Annotated in this window: 3 protein-coding genes; 2 read left to right on the top strand and 1 reads right to left on the bottom strand. The window is 43.8% G+C overall.

Going from position 1 to position 6,268, the window contains the following annotated elements:
- Window positions 1-122: 122 nt before the first annotated feature.
- Entirely contained in the window at window positions 123-1,115 is a 993-nt protein-coding gene (locus tag RI557_RS11190) for an aspartate-semialdehyde dehydrogenase (RefSeq protein WP_310683826.1), read from the bottom strand.
- An 81-nt stretch (window positions 1,116-1,196) separates the two neighbouring features.
- On the opposite strand from RI557_RS11190, the gene RI557_RS11185 reads away from it, so the two are divergent.
- The gene (locus tag RI557_RS11185) at window positions 1,197-4,568 is read left to right on the top strand and encodes a lamin tail domain-containing protein (protein ID WP_310683824.1); all 3,372 of its coding nucleotides are present in this window, start codon (window positions 1,197-1,199) and stop codon (window positions 4,566-4,568) included.
- A gap of 116 nt (window positions 4,569-4,684) precedes the next feature.
- Window positions 4,685-6,268 (top strand): lamin tail domain-containing protein (locus RI557_RS11180; protein ID WP_310683822.1); only part of this gene is annotated, 1,584 nt, incomplete at its 3' end.

Here is a 6,268-nt window from a genome sequence, read left to right as displayed (position 1 = left end):
AATTTTCATCAGGCGTTTACTTGCTCAAAATAGGTGAACAAACTGAGAAAGTGATTGTACAATAAAACAAGTTCAATAATTGAATAAAGCCCCGCAGCAAGCATTGATGTTGCGGGACTTTTTTATTTAAAAAGTTTGTTTTCAACTAAATACTCGCCTATTTGAATAGCGTTCAGAGCCGCTCCTTTTCTCAGGTTATCGGCTACGACCCACATATTGAGTGTGTTTTCAAAGGATTCGTCAACTCTCAGGCGACCGACAAACACATCATCTTTCCCCTCGGCAAATCGCGGCATTGGATATTGATTGACATCCGGGTTATCCTGCAGTTTTATGCCTGGTGTGTTTTGATACTTTTTGCGGATATCAGTCAGCGAGAACGGTTTCTCAAACGTGACATTGATCGACTCAGAATGCCCGCCAACCACCGGAACACGAACTGCTGTGGCAGTAATTCCAATACTGTCATCATTTAAAATCTTGCGCGTTTCATTGACCAGCTTCATTTCTTCTTTCGTGTATCCGTTTTCCTGGAACACATCACAGTGTGGCAGGCAGTTTTTATCGATCGGATAAGGATAAGCCATCTCCGCATCAACTCCATCGCGTTCGTTGTTCATCTGTTGAACAGCAGAAACCCCGGTACCCGTTACAGATTGGTAGGTTGAAATAATGAGTCGCTTCATGCCGTACATCTCGTGGAGTGGCGCCATTGCCATCACGAGCTGGATTGTAGAGCAATTCGGGTTGGCAATAATTTTATCATCAACCGTGAGCGATTTTGCATTGATCTCGGGAACGATGAGTTTCTTATCCTCATCCATTCGCCATGCAGACGAATTATCGATTACCGTGGTTCCGACCGATGCGAACTTTGGCGCCCATTCTTTGGAAATACTGCCTCCTGCCGAGAACAGCGCTATATTCGGTTCTGACTGTACCGCTTCCTCGAGCGATTTTATTTCATATTGCCTGCCATTGAATTCAACTTTTTTCCCAACTGATTTTTCCGATGCCACGGGAATTAATTCATCTACCTGAAATCCTCTTTGAGCAAGAGTTTTGAGCATTACCTGACCAACCATTCCGGTGGCTCCAACGACTGCAACTTTCATATTAAATATTTTATAACCTTTATAACCTTCGTAAAGGTGGCCAAAAGTAATATTTTTGAACATTGACAAGAACAAAACCACATGAAGCAATCAATCATACTTTTGTTTTTAACCATCACGTTTTTAAACGGATACTCTCAGTTTAATGACGATTTCAGCGATGGTGACTTCAGTCAGAACCCTACGTGGTTTGGCGACACCTCTATCTTCATCGTGAACGCACAAAACGAATTACAACTCAACGATGTTGTGACCAGCGAAGCCCATGCTGTAACGCAAAGTCAGGCTGTCTTGAACGCGAGCTGGGAAGCGAAAATCAGGATGGATTTTGATCCATCGTCCTCTAATTACTGTAAATTCTATTTAGTAAGTGATCAACCAGATTTAAAAGGAAGTCTCAACGGATATTTTTTGAGAATTGGCGGTGTTTCGGGAGATGGAGATGATGTTAGCTTATACCGCCAGGACGGGACCTCTGAAACCCTTTTAATCGATGGAGCAGACAGCACAGTGGGATTAACCCCTGAAGTTCGTGTTCGCGTCAATCGTCAACCAGGCGGACAATGGGAACTCGAAATCGACACGGCTTTAAACGGAACATTTCAGAGCCAGGGAACAGTAACCGATAACACTTACACCAACTCTCAATTCACGGGAGTTTTCTGTGACTACACCAGCACGCGAGCCGATAAGTTCTTTTTCGATGACTTTGTCGTTACCGGAACTCCCGTTCCCGATACAATTGCACCGTCAATCGACAGCGTTGTGATTGTGAACAATTCAGCATTAGATGTTTTCTTTTCTGAGTCGCTCGATCAGCAATCTGCTGAGACTGACCAAAATTACTCGGTTGATCAAAGTATCGGGAATCCCTCAAATGCAACACTCGATTCGCAAAACGACCAGCTCGTACACCTCACTTTCAGCTCCACTTTTTCACAGGGAACCAGCTACACGCTTTCTGCATCTAACATCGAAGATCAAAACAGCAATGTGAGTGGCACACTTCAGGAGAGTTTTTTGTATTTCATTCCGCAAACGCCCGTTGCAAAAGACGTGATCATCAATGAGTTTATGGCTGATCCTACTCCGCCAGTAGGTCAACCCAATGCCGAATACATCGAGCTGTACAACAACTCAAACAAGTCATTTGACCTTTCAGGCTGGACCATCAGCGATGCATCCTCAACGGTTTCACTTCCAGGTTATCCGCTACTAGCCGGTGAGTATGCCGTAATTATCGACAACGATGACAGCTCGCTGTTCAGCAATGTCAATAATCTCGTTTTAGTCAACTCACTTCCTGCGCTCAACAACGGTGGTGATGATATCGTTTTGACTAACGGTCAGAGCCTGGTCATCGACTCGCTCCGTTACGAAACCTCGTGGTACGGAGACCCCAGCAAAAGTTCAGGCGGCTACAGCCTGGAGCTTATCAACCCAAATGCCATTTGCGGAGGAGCAAACAACTGGATAGCCTCTGAAGATCCATCAGGTGGAACTCCAGGTGCGCAAAACTCCGTTTTCAACACCCAGCCTGATGTTACTCCGCCCAACATAACAGGTGTGTCTATTACCGACTCGTCAACAATCGAACTCCAATTCAACGAAGGAATCGATACGGCTCTGAGTACAAACTCATTTATTTTGAGTCCGCTCATTCAATTGACCGGAATTACGATTAACAACCTCAGCACCATCAGCCTGAACCTCTCATCACCACTTGACTCAGCACAGATTTACGACCTCCTGGTTCAAAACATCTCCGATTGTCCGGGGAATACACTCAACGACACCACCATCAAAATTGCCATAGGGAAAACGCCACAACCTTTTGAGCTCGTCATCAACGAACTCTACCCCGATCCCGACCCTGAAATCAGCAACCTCCCCGATGCAGAGTTTGTCGAGATTTACAACACCACTCAAAAAGCACTCAACCTCAACGGGCTTTCCATAACCGATGGCACCTCAACAACTTCATTGCCAAACGACATCCTGTTTCCGGGTGAATACGCCATCATTATCGATGATGATTTCACGCTTAACTTTCTCAATTACGGTAAGCTGATTCCCGTTTCCAGTCTGCCCTCACTCAACAACAGCAGCGATCAAATCGTGATTTACAGTCAGAGCCAAACGATTGACCGTGTCAATTACAACTCCTCGTGGTACGGGAGCGCTGAAAAGTCCGGTGGTGGCTACACACTGGAACGCATTTCACCGTTCGATTTTTGCTCCGAAGGCGAAAACTGGAAAGGATCTGACGATCCCAATGGTGGAACACCCGGATCTGAAAACAGTGTTTTTGATCCCAACTCAACCGTTCCCTCTCCCGCTTTGACGAGTGTGAAAATTGACAGTCTCAAAGGCATAAGAGCAGTTTTCAACCGCAGAATTGATTCTACAACGATTATTGCCGCAAATTTTGAATTATCGCCAAACCCCGGAATTGACAGCATTTATTATTCATCGTCAGAACCGAACGAAGCGATCATCATCCTCTCTATAAATTTGGTGGCCGGAGAAAGTTACACACTCACCGCAACAAACACTTTAGATTGTGCAGGAGCAATAATCGGTTCAGAGAACAGTGTTGACTTTTCGCTCCCAACACGCGGAACTGTCGTGATCAATGAAGTGTTGTTCAATCCGCGTTCCGGTGGGTCAGACTTTGTTGAGCTCTACAATCCAAACGACATGCCTGTTGATGTTACGGGATGGGGATTCCAATATGTGAGCAGCAGCGAAGACACCTCAATCGATGCATTCGAAAATCAGCAATTTGTCATTGAGCCTGATGGTTATCTGGTTATGACCGAAGAACCTGAAAACATTCTACTCGAATACCCAAATGCTGTTGAAGATAATATTTTTGAAAGTGACCTTCCATCCTATCCGAATGATGAAGGAAGGGTAACGCTTGTATCAACCCTTGGCGACACGATTGATGATTTTTACTACAACGAAGATTACCATTTTGAACTGCTCAAGGAGTTTGACGGTATTTCACTGGAACGAATCAGCCACGAACGCAACACGATGGATGCTACAAACTGGCACTCGGCATCTGAAGTGGTTGGTTTTGCCACACCGGGATATGAAAACTCCCAGGGAGCAGGTTTAGAAGTGAAACCCAATGAAATCACCATTTCTCCCGAAACATTCTCACCCGATAATGACGGCTATAACGATGTAGTATCAATCGGTTATGAGTTAGAAGAACCGGGCTATGTGGCAAACATCAAAATATTTGACAGCAATGGTCGCGAAGTAAAAGAACTGGCCAACAACCAACTCCTAGACCGAAAAGGTGCATTGAGCTGGGACGGAATTGACGAAAACGGAGAAAAATGTGGCGTTGGCATCTATATTTTTTATGTTGAGCTATTCAATCTTGATGGTGATGTAGAGTCATTTAAAAAGACCTGTGTTTTAGCCACTCGTTTTTAAGTCGATTTAAAGTTCCCTTAACTTTCGGCCTTTATAATCAGATTACTTTTGCAGCAAATTATTAAACTAATTGAAAAGTTATGAGGAAATTATACCCTTTTTTAAAGCTAGCTTTTATGCTGCTTGTTACAGGGTCTCTTACAGCTCAAACAACAGATTTAATTATCTCTGAGTACGCTGAAGGATCTAGTTTTAACAAGTACATCGAAATTTACAACGGAACAGGAGCCACAGTAGATTTAACAGACTACGAAGTTTGGAGAATTTCTAACGGTGGAACCTGGCCAGAGGCTACTTCAGGCCTTACAGGAACCTTAGCTGATGATTCTACATTAGTTTTAGCAAACGGACAGGCAGATCCAGCTATTTTAAACTTACCGAATACAGTTGTTGAAGGAATTCTATCTCACAACGGAGATGATGCCATTGGTTTAGCAAAAGATGACGGTACCAGCAATTTTGTTTTAATAGACGCAGTTGGTTCTTCTGGAGCTGACCCCGGATCAGGATGGGATGTTGCTGGAACAACAAATGGAACAGCAAACCACACGTTAGTGAGAAAAGATAATGTTTGTTCTCCTGACACAAACTGGTCAGTAACAGCAGGCACTTCAGCTTCAAACTCTCAGTGGATTGTATATCCCAGTGATACCTGGACTTACGCAGGCTCTCATACATCAACTTGCTCAGGTGGAAATCCAAACCCACCATCAACTCCTTTCTACAACATTGCTGACATCAACAATGTAGATGCGAATGGAGAACCTGATTCGCTGGGCGTTACTTGCTTCACTCAGGGTCTTGTTCTCGGTGTAGATCTCAACTCTGGCGGAGGATACTCTTTCACGCTTTGGGATGGTGAAGGTATTGGTGTTTACAATAGTTCTGATGTGAATGGTTACACAGTACAGGAAGGTGATTCTATCATTATCAAAGGTGAAGTTGATCAATTTAACGGACTCACGCAATTGGGAAGCATCGATTCAATTTCTGTTGTGAATACTGGAAATCCGCTTCCTTCTCCAACTGTGATTACTTCTCTTGACGAGTCTACTGAAAGTGAACTCGTTCGTTTTGATAACGCTGAAATTACTGCAGACCTAGGTTTTGGTAACTGGGAAGTTGTGAGTGGAATGGATACTATCACAATGCGTATTGAAACTGAAACGGATGTTGATGACTCAGTATCTGTTGCTGTTGGTGATTCGCTTTGCTACATCATCGGTATTGGTGGTCAGTATGACAGTAACTCTCCTTATACTGAAGGATACCAAATGATACCACGTTACTTTGCTGATATTGATACAACTTGCGGTGGATCAACTAACCCACCCGCTCCAACAGGAACTCCTTTTTACAACATCGCTGACATCAATAATGTAGATGCAAACGGTGTTGCAGACTCTTTAGGAGTTGAATGTTTCACAAAAGGTGTTGTTTTGGGTGTTAACCTGAGAACTTCAGGATACCAGTTCACACTTTGGGACAATGAAGGTATTGGTGTATTCAACTTCAGTGACGTGAACGGTTACACTGTTCAGGAAGGTGACTCGATCATCATCAAAGGTGAAGTAGATCAGTTCAACGGATTAACTCAAATTGGAAGTATCGATTCAATCCACGTTGTAAACAGTGGAAATCCGCTTCCTTCTCCAACTGTGATTACTTCACTTTCAGTTGACTCATCAAGTGAAGTAATC

The organism is Salibacter sp. (assembly GCF_031581065.1).
Taxonomy (GTDB): domain Bacteria; phylum Bacteroidota; class Bacteroidia; order Flavobacteriales_G; family Salibacteraceae; genus Salibacter.
The sequence above is the reverse complement of the archived record's forward strand: the minus strand, read 5'-3'. Positions and strand labels throughout refer to the sequence as shown.

Excerpts from the sequence above, each read along its gene's own strand:
- RI557_RS11190 (WP_310683826.1), bottom strand. The coding sequence starts at position 1,115 with ATGAAAGTTGCAGTCGTTGGAGCCACCGGAATGGTTGGTCAGGTAATG.
- RI557_RS11185 (WP_310683824.1), top strand. The coding sequence starts at position 1,197 with ATGAAGCAATCAATCATACTTTTGTTTTTAACCATCACGTTTTTAAAC.